The following is a 15,158-nucleotide window of genomic DNA, read 5'->3' on the forward strand; positions in this document are numbered from 1 at the left end:
TTGTTTTGAGTTAATTTTAAAGGTTATTAAATAATATTTACTTCGGCCTCAATAGCTACACCAAATTTATTGAAAACTTGTTGCTGTATTTCTTGGGATAATGCTAACAGCTCTTGCCCAGTAGCACCGCCATAATTTACTAAAACCAATGCTTGTTTGTTATGTACGCCAGCATCACCTTTTTTAAAACCTTTATAACCGGTTTGTTCTATTAGCCAACCTGCTGGTATTTTAACCAAGCTTTCATTCACGGTATAAAACGGAACTTCCGGATATTTAGTTTGTATTTGAGTTAAAATAGATTTTTCTACAATTGGATTTTTAAAAAAACTACCTGAATTACCAATAACTTTTGGATCTGGTAACTTACTTTGACGAATTGCAATTACGGCGTCGCTAACATTTTTAATGGTTGGATTGGTAATTTGCATGCTTTGTAGTTGCGCTTCAATTACTCCGTATTGGGTGTGAATTTGATGCTCGTTGTTTGTTAATTGAAAAGCTACCGAAACAATAATGTATTTGTTTTTTAGTTCTTTTTTAAAAATAGATTCTCGGTATTCAAATGCACATTGGGCGTTTGTAAAGGTTACTATTTCACCTGTTGCAACTTCAACGGCTTTGCAATACAATAGGATATCTTTTATTTCTACTCCGTAAGCACCAATGTTTTGAACCGGAGTTGTACCAACGTTTCCAGGAATTAACGAAAGGTTTTCTAACCCGCCTAGGTTTTGGGCTATGGTAAATAAAACAAATTCATGCCAATTTTCTCCCGCATTCGCCTCGATAACCGTATGTTGGTTTGTTGAACTTACGGTGGTAATTCCTTTAATATTAATGTATAAAACTAGGGCATCAATATCTTGAGTTAATAACATATTGCTACCACCGCCTAAAATAAATAGCTTTTCGTTTTTAAATTCTTTTAAAACCGATTGAAGTTGTGAAATGCTTACAATTTCAATAAACATTTTGGCTTTTGCATCAATACCAAAAGTGTTGAAATTTTTTAAAGAAACGTTATATGTAATCATAAATTAGGTTGTGCTGTTTGCTACCAAACGTGGTACTTGCTTACGCAAAAGTAAGTACTTGTTTGCATATTAAAAATACCAAAATTAAAAGATTATGAACAATAAAGCGAAATGATATCATTTCGCTTTATTGTTCATAATTGTTTGTTAAGTAATTCACGCAACTCAGGTTCAGTAACTAAACCTTCGCGTTCAAAAACTAAGGTGCCGTTTTTATAAATTAAAACAATAGGTAGTGCTTGGTAACCAAGCTGGGTAACTAATTGTTTGTTTTGGTCGGCATCAATTTTTAGTACTTTAACCTGATCTTTATAATCAGTTTTAAACTGTTCAATATATGGTGCCATAATTTTACATGGCGCACACCAATCTGCATAAAAATCTACTAAAACTACAGGTGCATCGCTTACCATTTCGGTATATTCAGCTGCTGTAAATTGATCAGGCTGCGTTGCTGGCGTATGGTTTTTATACCAATTCATGTAACCGCCATCTAGCTCAATAACTTGTCTGAAACCAAGAGCAATTAGCTTGTCCGAAGCTTTTTTGCTTCGGCCACCACTAAGGCAGTAAATATAAATGGGTTGATTTTTGTCTAATTTTTCAACTTCTTCTGTAAAGTTTGCATTGTTCCAATCAATGTTAAGAGCATCGGCAATTTTACCTTCGTTGTATTCTTTTGGGGTGCGCACATCAACCAATTGAATGTTGTTGTTTTCTTGAATGGCATTTTCAAAAGTTGCAACATCTACCAAGGCATAATTTTCAGATTTTGTTTGGCTGTTGCACGATGCAACGGTTATTGCTATAACTAAGCTGGCAATTTTTAAAGCTTTTATCATAAATTATAAATTAAATATTTTATAGGTTTGTAAAGTTTTCTTTACAATATCTTCTGTTCTGTCGGCATGCGTGTCCGAAATAAAAAGTTGGCCAAAGGTTTCGTCGTTAACCATTTCAACAATTTTTTCTACGCGTTGCGCATCTAATTTATCAAAAATATCATCGAATAGTAAAATAGGAGCAACGCCCGATTGCTTTTTAATAAAATCAAATTGCGCCAATTTTAAGGCAATAAGTAATGATTTTTGTTGTCCTTGAGAACCAAATTTTTTAATCGGATGATCATGTATTTCAAACAACAAATCATCTTTATGAATGCCAACGCTGGTATATTGTAACGCTCGGTCTTTGGCTAAATTATCGGTAAGTAATTGTTCTAAGTTGTTTTCAAACAATTGCGAATCGTATTTAATTATAACCTTTTCGGCACCATTGGTTATTTTTTCGTGATATGTGTTAAAAATAGGTTCAAATTGCTTGATAAATTCGATGCGTTTGTTGTGAATAATCTGACCTAAACTGCTAAGTTGTTCGTTATAAATTTCTAGCGTTTCGGCATCAAACGTACGATTAATAAAAAAATATTTTAAAAGAGCGTTGCGCTGCTGAATGATTTTTTGATAAGAAATAATTTCTTGCAAATACACCGGATCTAATAATGAAATTACGCTGTCTATAAATTTGCGTCGGGTTTCACTACCATCAACAATTAAATCCTGATCTGAGGGCGAAATAATAACTAACGGAATAAAACCAATATGTTCAGAAAAACGTTCGTACGGTTTGCCATTCTTCTTTAATATTTTCTTTTGTCCGCGTTTTAAACTGCAAACAATTTGATGTTCGCGTTCTTCTTTTTCAATCAAGCCTTCAATAACAAAAAAATCTTGTCCGTGGCGAATATTTTGTACTGCCAACGGGTTAAAGTAGCTTTTGCCGTATGCTAAATTATAAATAGCATCTAAAATGTTAGTTTTACCAATACCGTTTTTACCCACAAAACAATTAATTTTGGCATCAAATTCTAACGATTTCTCTTCAATACTTTTATAATTGAATAATGTAAGCGATTTTAAGTGCAATGAAAGTTTTTTTAATAATTAAGATTTCTATATTTGTAAAAGCAAAATTATGAAAATATAAGTTGTTAGAACTTTTATATATGAATAAAAATTATATTTTTGCGGTCAATAAATTCTTAATAAATGGCAACATACAATAAAAGAGGTTATAAACAACCAAAACCTGAAGACGAAAATACTGAAAACCAAGTAAATCAATTTGATGAGGTAGTAGCTGATGGAAGTGCTACCGCAGAAATTTTTAATACATTAGATGACAAAGCCGGACGCATTGAAGGTTTTGTAGCTAAAAACCAAAAACTTATTTTTGGAGTTGTAGGTGCTTTTGCAGGAATTGCATTGGTTTATGGATTATATTTTAAATTTGTTGCTGAACCGAATGACAAAGAAGCAGCGAACGAAATGTTTCAAGCACAACAATATTTTACACAAGCAGAACAAGGTTTTGTAGCAGATTCTTTATATAACTTAGCTTTAAACGGAGGAGAAGGTAAATACGGATTTTTACGTATTATGCAAGATTACTCGGGTACGGAAGCAGCTAATTTAGCACAATATTATGCTGGTTTAGCGTATTTAAATACTGGTAAATATAAAGAAGCTATTGCACATTTAGAAAAATATAAGGCAAACGATAACATTACCAAACCTTTAGCTTTAGGCGCTATTGGAGATGCGTTTGTTGAAAACGAACAAAAACAAGAAGCTCTAGCTTATTACATTAAAGCTTTTAAAGCAGATAATAACGATTTTACAACGCCTCGTTTTTTATTTAAAGCAGGAACTTTAGCTTTAGATTTAGGTAAAAAAGAGGAAGCGTTAAAATACTTTACCGATATTAAAGAACAATACGCAACTTCTATTGAAGGTGCAAATATTGACGGATATATTGGTTTAGCACTTTAATAATATTATGGCAACAGCTAATACAAACCTATCAAACTACGACAATACACAATTGCCAAACGCTAAAAATTTTAAATTTGGTGTGGTAGTTTCGGAGTGGAATGATAAAATTACAAACGGGCTTTATCAAGGAGTTTTTGAAACTTTAATTGATTGCGGTGCCTTACCAGAAAACATTATTCGTTGGGATGTACCCGGAAGTTTTGAACTTGTTTTTGGAGCCAAAAAAATGCACCAAACCTTACAACTTGATGCCGTAATTACAATTGGTTGCGTAATTAAAGGCGAAACCATGCATTTTGAGTTTGTTTGTGAAGGAGTAACACAAGGAATTAAAGATTTAAATGTAAAATTTGATATTCCAACAATTTTTTGTGTGTTAACAGATAATACCGAACAACAGTCTATTGACAGAAGCGGTGGTTTACATGGCAACAAAGGCGTAGAAGCTGCGGTTGCTGCATTAAAAATGATCGCATTAAATACAAAATAATATTTTAGTATAGAATTTATTAAAAAAACTGCAAAATTACTTTGCAGTTTTTTTTATGAAGTAAAAGTAAAAAAAGGTTGTCGAATTTCGACAACCTTTCTGTATTAATATTCACCTGTTCTGTTTGGTGATTTTGGTGCTGGCCATTCTAATCTTTTTCCTTGATTATCTAATGGCATTACTCGTTTTTCGCGAGAAACTTCATCTTCTTCCTGAGCAGCTTGGTACGTTAAAATTGCTGTCGCAATTACATTTCGTGTAACTTCGTTAAACATAATTTTATCATAGCTGTCGCGGTTTGTGTGCCATGTATATGTACCATAACCCCAACTTTGTGTACCTAAGTTAAAAGCCGGAACGCCATAAGCTAAAAACGCTGCATGATCTGTTCCGCTGCTTGAAGGCATTCCCGGAAAATTGGTGTTAATATGTTTTGTTATATCGGTAGGAACTTGGTTTAACCATTTGCCTAAATATTCGTACGAATCAGCAAAACCTTGTCCGCTAATGTTTGTTATGCGTCCTGTTCCAGAATCTTGATTAAAAGCAACCAATGTTTTCTCCATAATTTCAGGATGATCTTCTGCGTATGCTCTAGATCCGTTTAAACCTTGTTCTTCAGAACCCCAGTGACCAATTACAATTGTACGTTTTGGGTTTGGTAAAACTTCTTTTAAAATGCGTGCAACTTCCATCATTAAAATAGTTCCGGTTCCGTTATCACAAGCTCCTTGTGAACCATCCCACGAATCTAAGTGAGCAGAAAGTAAAACATATTCATCCGCCTTTTCAGTTCCAGGAATAACAGCTACGGTATTAAACGTTTCTGTTTCACCAAAGCTTTTAGAATTTGCAGCAATTTTAATTCTTGGTTTTTTACCGTTTTCTGCTAAACGATATAGTAAACCATAATCTTCTAAAGAAATATCTACCGTAGGAATTTTTTCTGTGCGTGAGCTAAAAATTCTGTTTGCTCCTAATTCTCCCGACCAATACGATAAAACAATTCCGCTTGCTCCGGCTTTTTCTAAAGCTTGCTGAAATTCTTTCGCATTTAATCCGGTTGCTTTCATGCTTGCATTCCATTTTTCATCGGCCTGCTTTTTCTCTTGCATGATAAGTTCGTAATCGCCTGGTAGAGATTGATCTTTTAACTGATGATTTGGACGCCCGTATTTTTGATACATGGATGCTAAAACAATTTTTCCTTTTACCTTCGGTAACCAAGCTTTAAACTCGGCTTCATTTTTAAAGTAGGGAATAGTAATAACCTCTGCTTCAACCGGTTTCTTTAAGTTCGCATTCCAAGCCAACTGTTGGCCTTCTAAGCTTTTAATTCTCGGGTAAGTCATTTCAATGGTTTGTGTACCACGTTGCCATGATTTCCATTTCCCGTACGGCTGATTTTCAGCTTCAATTCCCCATTTTTTATAGGTGTCAATTACCCAGTCGTGCGCTTGTTTCATTTCGGGTGAACCAACCAACCTTGGGCCAATAACGTCAACTAATTCAAAAGCAAGGCTTTCTAGCTGTGATTCGTTGTTCGCTTTGTTAATAATTTGTTGTACATAAGCTGGAGCATTTACATCTGCCTCAACTTGCTGTGCGTTCATGCAAACGCTTGATAAGAAAGCGCTTACAAAAACAGTCGTAGTGATTTTTGAGTGGTTTAACATTTAATTTGGTATTTGTGTTAGTTATAAGTATTAGTTTGCAAAAAATACGATAAATATCATTATAAATTGAAAAAAAGGCGCGAAATTTGTTTCTTATATTTTTTCAAGCTTTCTGACATGAATAAACCCTCAAGATTATTTGATTTACCTTTATACCAATCCCAAACATATCCGGATTTAAAAATTTTTAATTTTAAAAAAGATGGTGTTTGGCAAGGCTATACTGCGTTAGAATTTTTAGATAAAGTAAATGCCGTTTCACGTGGTTTACTAGCTTTAGGTGTTAAACCTAACGATAAGGTTGGGTTGATTTCTGAAAATAGAGTAGAGTGGAACATGTTAGATTTTGCCATTCAACAAATCGGCGCTGTAGTTGTTGCAGTTTACCCTAATATATCTGTAAGCGATTACCTTTTTATTTTTGATGATGCTGAGATTAAAACTTGTTTTGTAAGTAATGAAAATTTATATGATAAAATTAAAACCTTACAAAACGATTTACCTTTATTAAAAAACATTTATACGATTGATGTTTATCCTGGAATTCCGTGTTTAAACGAAGTAATTCATTTAGGTGCAAATACCGATCAAACGCAAGTTGATGCGTTAAAAGCAGCCGTTGATGTAAATAATTTAGCAACTTTAGCTTACACATCTGGAACTACCGGTAATCCAAAAGGCGTAATGTTAAGTCATAAAAATATTATGGCCGATATGTACAGCAGTGAATATTCTTTTCCGGTTGAATCGTACGATCGTGCATTAACTTTTTTACCTGTTTGCCATGCGTACGAGCGTTTGTTTCATTATGTATATATTTACAAAGGCGTTTCTATTTGGTTTGCTCAATCTATGGAAACCATTGGTGAAGATATGAAAGAGGTAAAACCTCATATTTTTTCTGCTGTTCCGCGTGTGTTAGAAAAGGTTTACGAAAAAATTATGGCCAAAGGGCACGAGCTTACCGGTATCAAACGAAAACTTTTTTTCTGGGCTATTGCGCTGGGTAAAAAATACGATTTTGATAACCGTTCGCCTTGGTATAATTTTCAATTGGCCATTGCCAGAAAACTAATTTTCTCTAAATGGCGCGAAGCAATTGGTGGTGAAATAAAAGCCATTTCATCAGGTAGTGCAGCAATTCAGCAAAAACTAATTCGTATTTATACTGCTGCTGGTATTAATATTTACGAAGGCTATGGGTTAACCGAAGCTGCGCCTTGTATTGCTGTAAATTGTTTTAAGCGCGGCATGAAGTTGGGTACCGTTGGTGTTCCGTTAATTAACATTGACGTAAAAATTGCTGATGATGGCGAAATTTTAGTTAAAGGCGATAATGTAATGCAAGGCTATTACAAAAACCAAAAAGCGACTGATGAAGTATTAATTGATGGTTGGTTGCATACTGGTGATATTGGAACTTTTGTTGACGGAAAATATTTAAAAATTACCGATCGTAAAAAAGAAATTTTTAAAACATCGGGCGGTAAATATATTGTACCGCAATATATTGAAAGTAAATTGGTAGAATCGCCATTAATTGAGCAAATTATGGTAGTTGGCGAAGGCGAAAAGTTTCCCGGAGCATTTGTAGTACCTAATTATCCTAATTTATTAGAATGGGCTAAAGCCGAAGCACCAAACTTAGCTATTTTATCTAAAGAAGCTTTTTTAACTGACGCGTTGGTTTTTGCTAAGTTGCAAGATGAAATAACAACTTATAATGTACATTTTGGCAACTGGGAACAAATTAAAAAGTTTGCTGTTATTCCTAATGAATTTACCATTGAAGGTGGTGAATTAACTCCAACCTTAAAGTTTAAACGCAAGTTTATTACAGCGAAATATAAAGAATTTTACGATAAAATATTCAAATAAAAAAAGCGACCATTTGGTCGCTTTTTTTATTTATGCTTATGATATTGTATTTTGTTTATTTGCTCGTATTACCAAGTAAATACCAACTAGTATAAACGGAATACTTAACCATTGTCCGGTTGAAAAAACGCCTAAAACTGATTCAAATCCCCCTTGGCTTTCTTTCACAAATTCTACTATAAAACGTACCGTCCAAAGTAAAATTAAAAACACGCCAAAAATAAGTCCAGATTTTAAACGCGCATCTGTTTTCCAGTACATATAATATACAATAATGAAAACAATTAAATAACCAAAAGCTTCATACAATTGCGTAGGATGTTTTGGTGTTACGCGCTCTAAAAATTCAGAAAATTGCGGATTAGTTGCTATTTGATTGTACGCTTCATTAATGTTGTTGTTTTGTGTAATAGCAAACGCATCTTGTGGTGAATATTTATCGCGTAAAAATCGAATTCCTAATTTAGATGTTGTTTCGTACCCAATAATCTCAGAGTTAAAAAAGTTTCCTAATCTTACAAAAACACCTCCAATTGCTACCGGGATTGCAATACGATCTAAAATCCATAAAACCGGTTTGTGAATTATTTTTTTAGAATAATACAACATTACTAAAATAATTGCAATAGCAGCTCCGTGTGAAGCTAAACCTGCAAAGCCAGTAAATTGAAATTCGGGCTCAAAACGCACAGGTAAAATTATTTCTAGTAAATGATGTTTGTAATAATCCCAATCGTAAAAAAATACATGGCCTAAACGTGCACCTAACAAGGTTGCCACAATCATGTAAATAAATAAGGTATCTAATTTTTCTATTGATTCTTCTTCTCGTACATATATTTTTTTCATTATGTAAAAGCCCAATGCAAATGCAATAACAAACATTAAGCTGTAATAACGAATCATTATAAAACCTAAATCAAATCCTTCCGACGGATTCCATAGCATGTTTAACGTGTAAATCATAAAAATTATTTTAGTTAAGGTACTGGGTCATATCCTTTTCCGCCCCACGGATTACAACTTATTATACGCTTTAATCCTAACCAACTGCCTTTAAAAATACCGTGCTTTTGTAAAGCTTGGTAGGTATATGTGCTGCATGTTGGCGAATACCGACAAGCGCTAGGAAAAAAAGGAGATATGCAAAGTTGATAAAAACGAATTAGGGTTAAAAATGGAAATATAACTATTTTTCTTACCATGGTATAAAGTAAATAAAAAAGATGGAATTAATCCATCTTTTTAAATATTAATTTATTGTAAATGTTGTACCGTCTTTACTGTCTTTTAACTGAATGCCGAGCGCTAAAAGCTTATCTCGAATTTGATCTGACAATGCCCAGTTTTTATCGGCACGTGCCTGATCGCGCATTTCGATTAACATATGCATAACGCCATCTAGTTTTACTGAATTTCCTGATGAAGATTCTTGCTCATCTTGTAAGCCTAAAACATCAAAAACAAAACCTTGTAAGGTTGTAGTTAAATCTGCTAAATCGGATGCAGAAATTGTTTCTTTTCCGTCTTTTACCGAATTGATGAATTTAACCGCTTCAAAAATGGTTGCAATTAAAATCGGACTATTAAAATCGTCATTCATTGCATCGTAACAAGTTTGTTTCCAAACGGCTAAATTAAAAGTGCTTGTTTGGGCTGCTGTAGGTAAGCTTTTTAAGCTACGCATCGCTTCCATCAATCTGTAAAAACCTTTTTCTGAAGCAGAAATAGCTTCGTCAGAAAAATCTAAAATGCTTCTGTAATGTGCTTGTAATATAAAAAAGCGTGCAACCGTTGGTGAAAAAGCTTTTGACAACACGGTATTATCACCCGTAAAAAGCTCACGGGGTAAAATATTATTTCCGGTTGATTTGGCCATTTTTTTACCATTTAAGGTTAACATGTTGGCATGCATCCAATAATTTACTGGTGTATGTCCGCAACTTGCTTCGCTTTGCGCAATTTCACATTCGTGATGCGGAAATTTTAAATCCATTCCGCCACCGTGAATATCAAAGGTTTTGCCTAAATATTTAGTGCTCATGGCTGTACATTCTAAGTGCCAACCCGGAAACCCGTCGCCCCATGGTGAAGGCCAACGCATAATATGTTGCGGTTCAGCTTTTTTCCATAAAGCAAAATCTTGTGCGTTGCGTTTGTCCGACTGTCCGTCTAAATCACGCGTGTTGGCAATCATTTCTTCTAGGTTACGCCCAGAAAGTTTACCATATTCGTGCGATTCGTTAAACTTAACAACATCAAAATAAACCGATCCGTTTACTACGTAAGCAAATCCGTTTTCAATAATTTCGTTTATAATCTGGATTTGTTCAATAATATGTCCCGTTGCAGTTGGTTCTATGCTAGGTTCTAAGTTATTAAACATGGAAAGAATTTGATGAAAATCTACCGTGTAACGTTGTACAACTTCCATCGGTTCAATTTGTTCTAATCTTGCTTTTTTGGCAATTTTATCTTCGCCTTCGTCTGCATCATCTACCATATGGCCTACGTCGGTAATGTTACGTACGTAACGCACTTTGTAGCCTAAGTGTTTTAGGTAACGGTATACTAAATCAAACGAAATAAAAGTTCTACAATTTCCTAAATGCACATTGCTGTACACGGTAGGACCGCATACATACATGCCAACATTTCCTTCTAAAATAGGTTTAAAATCTTCTTTTTGTCCGGTTAACGAATTGTATATTTTTAGTTTTTGATTTTCGTATAAATGCATAATAAATTCTTAGAATTTAGTTTCTAATTTAATGTATTCGATAAATTCTTTTCGAACATTTTCGTCTTTAAATTTACCACCAAATTCGGCAGTAACAGTGCTAGATTCAATATCACGAATGCCTCGTGAATTAACACATAAATGTTTGGCATCAATAATACATGCTACATCTTCTGTATTTAAAACTTGTTGTAATTCTTTAACGATTTGAATGGTTAAACGCTCTTGTACTTGTGGGCGTTTTGCATAAAAATCAACAATGCGGTTCATTTTAGATAAACCTACAACTTTACCGTTAGAAATGTAAGCTACGTGTGCGCGGCCAACAATAGGTAATAAATGGTGTTCGCAGGTTGAGTAAACTACAATGTTTTTCTCTACCAACATTTCACCATATTTATATTTGTTTTCAAAGGTTGAAGCTGAAGCTTTTCTAGCCGGATTTAGTCCGCCAAAAATTTCTTTCACAAACATTTTAGCCACGCGGTTTGGTGTACCTTTTAAGCTATCGTCGGTAAGGTCCATTCCTAAAGTGATTAAAATATTTTCAACATCTTTCTTAATAGATTCAATTTTTTCCTCGTCACTTAATGCAAATGCATCAGCACGTAAAGGCGTATCAGAGCAAGTTCCGATGTGGTTTTCACCCAATTGCTCGTGTAGATCATCATGTTTACACATAAGAATATTTTGTACGGTTAAAAATAAGCCCAAAGATAACTATTTTTAATCGATTAGCGTATATAAAGTTTTCAAAAAACCGACTGGCTTTTTATTTGTTTTGAGTTGTTAAATTATAGGAATAGTATTCTTAAAAACAAAAATTTAACAAGAAAGCTCTTGTTATAACTTATGATTTTGCGTAATTGTTTCAAAACATAGAATTTTTTATAATTTTTTGAACTTTTTGGGCGTTAGTTTTATGTAAGCAGTTTTACTTACAATTTTATAGCCCTTGTCCCACATAAATTATAATTTTTAATGCCTATGTTTTCAAAAAATATCCTCACTTTTTTTATAGCATTTATTGGCTCTTATTATTCAATTGCCCAAAACAAACCCAATCATGTTGTATTGGTTCACGAACAACAAAATGGTGTGAAAATTTATAAAAGTACAGGTGTAGCTGTTTCTGAAATTCCAGTACTAAAAAATAAAATACAAGCTGAAGATTTCAATTCGGTTGCTGTACAAAACAATTCTTCAATACAAGATAAAGATGCTGATGAATTACAAGTTTATTTACAAACCATTTCGCGTAAAGAAGAACAAGAACTTGTAAATCCCAATGCTGCAGATTTAAAGCAATACAACAATGCTAAAGAACAAGTTTCCGAAGTTTTAAAATCAATCACTAAAAAATGAGTAAAAAAGGAATTACAACTTTTGTTTTTCTTTTTTTAATCTGTTTTACAAAACCTATTTATGCGCAAATTATTGGGGTTAATTATGCTAAACAAATAAGCACCAATTATACAGATGGCAAGCCCAATGATGCCATTTACATTTGGAATAGTGATGAATTAGGAAAACAACAAGGTCAGCTAAAAATTACGCCAAAAACTGGTGTAGCACCGTATGTTTTTGATTGGTTTTACCACGACGAAAAAACATTTTCGTGGATGCGTTATAAAACCGAAACCGGTACTTTTTCTGCATTAAATAATTTACCAACAGATGGATACCGCGTGCAGGTTACCGATGCAACCGGAAAACAAATTGAGCACCACGTTGCTTGGGTTTGGAACTTTAATGTAGCAACCCGTGCAAAAGCCGAACTGCTTAGTTGCTCTGAAGTTGCTTATGAAGCATTGGTTGATGCTGAAGTTAATTTTGTATACTACAATTTACCTCCGCCAGAAGCTATAATTACGCCTAAAACTAAAATTACGGTAGAATTTAATGCCAATCATACCTATATATCCGATTTAGCTTTTTATTTAATTGGGCCAGCTGCAGCTGGAAGTCCCAGAATTTTATTATCTCCTAATCCCGGTGCATTAAGCGTTTACCGAGATGTGTGTAATTCGGGTAATGATGTTCGAGATTTAGCTTTCTCAAATTCAGCTACCGCTGCTTTAGATGTTTGTGATGCTGTTGCTCCGTTATCAGGTTTGTATGGCGCTTATGCCCAAATGGGGAAAAAATACGAAATAAATTGGAGTGCTTTACAAGGCGTAAATGCTGCTATTGGTGATTGGGCTGTACAAATTTACGATTGTATTTTGATGGATAAAGGTTTTTTAAAATCTGCCAAAATAACGTTTACTGATTTAGAAAGTAAATTTGGTTCTCCTACAACCATTACATACGATTCGGGCGAAATTCGTTCTCAAATAAACGATATGTCTTGTAGCCCCGAAACAGCATCAATTTTTAATGTACCACCGCATTATTATTATACACAACCTATTGTTATCGAAGCTGATGTTGTTAGCAAATGGTTGTTAAATGATGAGCAATTAGCAGCTGCTAATACAGGAGTTGCTAAACAATTAATGACCGGAACCCATACGTTTACATACGTAACCGAAGCTTTTTTAAATCAAGATTCTGTTTTTAAAAATTTATATACCCAAGCGTTCACTACCGGAAGTTCTATTTCGGTACCAAATCAACAAGTTTTTTGTTATAACGATAAAGCAACGGTAAAAAATTTGGCATCAGAAACCGATCAGTTAAAATGGTTTTTATCTGCAACCGGAACAACAGCTTTAGATGCTGATGCGCTTTTACAAACCGGAACTTATTATGCCGAGCAACTTACGCCAAGTTGTACAGCAGAACGTATTGCCGTTCTGGTTTTTGTTATGCAAGTTGATGCACCCAAAGCCGAAGATCAAATTTTTTGTACCGCAACTGCGACTGTTGGCGACTTAAAAGCAGAAGGTTCTGTGCTGAAATGGTATGAAAATGAAGTTGGAGGAACTGCTTTAGCAACAGATTTACTTTTAACCGAAAGAATTTATTATGTATCGCAAGTACAAAACGGTTGCGAAAGCATTGATAGAACAGCTGTTCAAGTTGTTTTTCAACAAATTCAAGCTCCAGTTTTTTTTGCATCAAACGTTTGTTTTACCGATCAAAATACATTGGCAGATTTAACCGTTGACGGGCAAAACTTACAATTTTATGCCGAATTAACAAGCGTAGATCCGTTACCAATTACCACGAAACTCGAAAAAAAAACGTATTACGTTTCTCAAAAAAATGGAACTTGCGAGAGTGAACGCCTACCAATTTCAATAACTATTTTTCCTGCAATAAACTTATCTGATTATAAGGAACAAGTTATTTGTTCTGGACAAGAATTTCAGCTTGATTTTTCTTTATATGAAACCGAAGGGTTAACTTATAAATGGGAAGTACAAACCGAAAATGTTGTAGGTGCAACTGCAGGAACTGGAAATAACATAAAACAAGTTTTAAAAACCAATCAATTACAAAATGGTAAAGTAATTTATAAGGTTACACCGATTGTTAAACAATGCGAAGGCGAACCTTTTTATATTCCGGTTCAAGTTCATGCAACGGCAAATGTGGTTGCAACGGCAAACACAAATATGATTTGTAGCGGAGAATCGGTAACCATTACTTTGACAAGTAATTTTGCTAATACGGTTTTTGAATGGGAAGTTTTAAATAACGAAGTTTCAGGAGCTAATTCGGGTTCAGGAAACGCCATTAACAATACCTTGTTTACTCAATCTCAAAACGGATTTGTAGTTTATAAAATTACGCCTTACATAAATGGTTGCGCCGGAGAACCTGTTGAAGTTGAGGTTTTTGTTAATCCGTTATCACATTTGCAGTTAGAAAACGGAACGCTTTGTTACGATTCGCAAACCGGAAAAATACTTTCGCCTTATATTTTAAATTCAGGCTTGGCTGAAGCAGATTTTAGTTTTGAGTGGTTTTTTGAAAACGAATTACTTGCGAACGAAAATAAAAGTTCATTAAAGGTTTATAATCCTGGGCAATATAAACTTAAAATAACCAATAAATTGGGATGCGAAAGCGAACAAATTGTTCAAGTTTCGGCCAATCAATCGGTGCAATCGGCAACTTATGCGCTAACCAATTATTTTCAAGATTCGCAAACCATTACCGTAAATGTGCAAGGCAGCGGTAATTATTTATATCAATTAAACAATTTGCCTCCACAAAAAAGTAACGTTTTTAATCGAGTTTTTCCGGGTACGCATCAAGTAATTATTACAGATGAATACGATTGTACTTATATTGTTTTAGATAATATTGTTACCATTCATTATCCTAACTTTTTTACACCAAATGGTGACGGAGTTAATGATTATTGGAACATTTGGTCGTTAAAAGAAAAAAGCAATGCCGAAATTTTTATTTACGACCGTTACGGTAAGTTAATTAAAGTAATTACGCCAGAATCTGAAGGTTGGGACGGATCTTTACGGGGTACAAGCACCATCTACCGATTATTGGTTTGTGGTAAATTATACCGAAGATAATGTAGCAAAAACCTTT

Annotated in this window: 13 protein-coding genes; 5 read left to right on the plus strand and 8 right to left on the minus strand. The window is 34.1% G+C overall.

Annotated features, from left to right (window positions below):
- Positions 1-26: 26 nt before the first annotated feature.
- The 3 genes from murB to recF form a co-directional block, all read right to left on the minus strand.
- Positions 27-1,037, minus strand: coding sequence for a UDP-N-acetylmuramate dehydrogenase (gene murB, locus K5I29_RS01660; protein WP_264434130.1), 1,011 nt, complete (start codon positions 1,035-1,037; stop codon positions 27-29).
- A 134-nt stretch (positions 1,038-1,171) separates the two neighbouring features.
- A complete protein-coding gene (locus K5I29_RS01665) occupies positions 1,172-1,879 on the minus strand; it encodes a thioredoxin domain-containing protein (RefSeq protein ID WP_264434131.1) in 708 nt (235 codons plus the stop codon).
- A gap of 3 nt (positions 1,880-1,882) precedes the next feature.
- The gene (gene recF / locus K5I29_RS01670; protein WP_264434132.1) at positions 1,883-2,962 is read right to left on the minus strand and encodes a DNA replication/repair protein RecF; all 1,080 of its coding nucleotides are present in this window, start codon (positions 2,960-2,962) and stop codon (positions 1,883-1,885) included.
- Positions 2,963-3,085: 123 nt separating this feature from the next.
- Here recF and K5I29_RS01675 point away from each other — a divergent pair, with 123 nt between their 5' ends.
- Positions 3,086-3,868 carry a tetratricopeptide repeat protein gene (locus K5I29_RS01675; protein WP_264434133.1) on the plus strand — a complete coding sequence of 261 codons (783 nt, stop codon included), beginning with the start codon at positions 3,086-3,088 and terminating at the stop codon, positions 3,866-3,868.
- 7 nt (positions 3,869-3,875) lie between these two features.
- A complete protein-coding gene (ribH, locus tag K5I29_RS01680; protein WP_264434134.1) occupies positions 3,876-4,361 on the plus strand; it encodes a 6,7-dimethyl-8-ribityllumazine synthase in 486 nt (161 codons plus the stop codon).
- 104 nt (positions 4,362-4,465) lie between these two features.
- On the opposite strand, the gene K5I29_RS01685 is transcribed toward ribH, so the two are convergent.
- On the minus strand, positions 4,466-5,974 hold the full coding sequence (locus tag K5I29_RS01685) for a M20/M25/M40 family metallo-hydrolase (protein WP_264434135.1): 1,509 nt from the start codon (positions 5,972-5,974) through the stop codon (positions 4,466-4,468).
- Between the two features lie 180 nt (positions 5,975-6,154).
- Here K5I29_RS01685 and K5I29_RS01690 point away from each other — a divergent pair, with 180 nt between their 5' ends.
- On the plus strand, positions 6,155-7,915 hold the full coding sequence (locus tag K5I29_RS01690; RefSeq protein ID WP_264434136.1) for an AMP-dependent synthetase/ligase: 1,761 nt from the start codon (positions 6,155-6,157) through the stop codon (positions 7,913-7,915).
- A gap of 36 nt (positions 7,916-7,951) precedes the next feature.
- On the opposite strand, the gene lgt is transcribed toward K5I29_RS01690, so the two are convergent.
- The 4 genes from lgt to folE are packed head-to-tail and all read right to left on the minus strand — an operon-like array spanning position 7,952 to position 11,336.
- Complete coding sequence (gene lgt / locus K5I29_RS01695; protein WP_264434137.1) at positions 7,952-8,881, minus strand: prolipoprotein diacylglyceryl transferase; 930 nt, start codon at positions 8,879-8,881, stop codon at positions 7,952-7,954.
- Between the two features lie 14 nt (positions 8,882-8,895).
- Complete coding sequence (gene yidD / locus K5I29_RS01700; RefSeq protein WP_264434138.1) at positions 8,896-9,120, minus strand: membrane protein insertion efficiency factor YidD; 225 nt, start codon at positions 9,118-9,120, stop codon at positions 8,896-8,898.
- Positions 9,121-9,167: 47 nt separating this feature from the next.
- A complete protein-coding gene (cysS, locus tag K5I29_RS01705) occupies positions 9,168-10,655 on the minus strand; it encodes a cysteine--tRNA ligase (RefSeq protein WP_264434139.1) in 1,488 nt (495 codons plus the stop codon).
- Positions 10,656-10,664: 9 nt separating this feature from the next.
- A complete protein-coding gene (gene folE, locus K5I29_RS01710; RefSeq protein WP_264434140.1) occupies positions 10,665-11,336 on the minus strand; it encodes a GTP cyclohydrolase I FolE in 672 nt (223 codons plus the stop codon).
- Between the two features lie 306 nt (positions 11,337-11,642).
- Between folE and K5I29_RS01715 the strand changes: the two genes are divergently transcribed.
- Both K5I29_RS01715 and K5I29_RS01720 read left to right on the plus strand, forming a co-directional pair.
- Positions 11,643-12,020 carry a hypothetical protein gene (locus K5I29_RS01715; protein ID WP_264434141.1) on the plus strand — a complete coding sequence of 126 codons (378 nt, stop codon included), beginning with the start codon at positions 11,643-11,645 and terminating at the stop codon, positions 12,018-12,020.
- Positions 12,017-15,142, plus strand: coding sequence for an Ig-like domain-containing protein (locus tag K5I29_RS01720; protein ID WP_264434142.1), 3,126 nt, complete (start codon positions 12,017-12,019; stop codon positions 15,140-15,142). Before K5I29_RS01715 ends, K5I29_RS01720 begins: the two co-directional genes overlap by 4 nt.
- Positions 15,143-15,158 lie beyond the last annotated feature (16 nt).

Origin of the sequence: Flavobacterium agricola (genome assembly GCF_025919725.1) — a bacterium.
GTDB lineage: Bacteria > Bacteroidota > Bacteroidia > Flavobacteriales > Flavobacteriaceae > Flavobacterium > Flavobacterium agricola.

Bases quoted from the DNA above. Each gene is read 5' to 3' on its own strand.
- K5I29_RS01675 (WP_264434133.1), top strand. From the start codon at position 3,086: ATGGCAACATACAATAAAAGAGGTTATAAACAACCAAAACCTGAAGAC.
- ribH (WP_264434134.1), top strand. From the start codon at position 3,876: ATGGCAACAGCTAATACAAACCTATCAAACTACGACAATACACAATTG.
- K5I29_RS01690 (WP_264434136.1), top strand. From the start codon at position 6,155: ATGAATAAACCCTCAAGATTATTTGATTTACCTTTATACCAATCCCAA.
- folE (WP_264434140.1), bottom strand. From the start codon at position 11,336: ATGTGTAAACATGATGATCTACACGAGCAATTGGGTGAAAACCACATC.
- K5I29_RS01665 (WP_264434131.1), bottom strand. From the start codon at position 1,879: ATGATAAAAGCTTTAAAAATTGCCAGCTTAGTTATAGCAATAACCGTT.
- murB (WP_264434130.1), bottom strand. From the start codon at position 1,037: ATGATTACATATAACGTTTCTTTAAAAAATTTCAACACTTTTGGTATT.
- yidD (WP_264434138.1), bottom strand. From the start codon at position 9,120: ATGGTAAGAAAAATAGTTATATTTCCATTTTTAACCCTAATTCGTTTT.
- K5I29_RS01715 (WP_264434141.1), top strand. From the start codon at position 11,643: ATGTTTTCAAAAAATATCCTCACTTTTTTTATAGCATTTATTGGCTCT.
- K5I29_RS01720 (WP_264434142.1), top strand. From the start codon at position 12,017: ATGAGTAAAAAAGGAATTACAACTTTTGTTTTTCTTTTTTTAATCTGT.
- K5I29_RS01685 (WP_264434135.1), bottom strand. From the start codon at position 5,974: ATGAACGCACAGCAAGTTGAGGCAGATGTAAATGCTCCAGCTTATGTA.
- cysS (WP_264434139.1), bottom strand. From the start codon at position 10,655: ATGCATTTATACGAAAATCAAAAACTAAAAATATACAATTCGTTAACC.
- lgt (WP_264434137.1), bottom strand. From the start codon at position 8,881: ATGATTTACACGTTAAACATGCTATGGAATCCGTCGGAAGGATTTGAT.